The sequence below is a fragment of the Herbaspirillum rhizosphaerae genome (assembly GCF_001189965.1).
Lineage (GTDB): Bacteria > Pseudomonadota > Gammaproteobacteria > Burkholderiales > Burkholderiaceae_D > Herbaspirillum > Herbaspirillum rhizosphaerae.
In genome coordinates, this window is record NZ_LFLU01000054.1 from 1 (window position 1) to 201 (window position 201).

A 201-nucleotide genomic window follows, 5' to 3' on the forward strand; every position below is an offset into this window, starting at 1 on the left:
TTCCGAATCGACGCCGGAAAATCCGGCAGCATCCAGCCAACTGCGCCAGGTCTGAAAACCGGGATGGTTTTGCATCGACAGATCGTGGATCAGCGTGTGGCCGACCACGCGCGCCTCGGCGTCGTCATACGGTTTGAACTTGAGCAGATCGTCGTTGCGCCCGGCGCGGTACAGCGAAGCGCCGCGATGCAGCACCACGCC

The 201-nt window shown here is 62.7% G+C and carries 1 pseudogene; it reads right to left on the minus strand.

Annotated elements, in window-relative coordinates:
- Positions 1-201, minus strand: a pseudogene (locus tag AKL25_RS24715) (hypothetical protein); the annotation flags it as partial.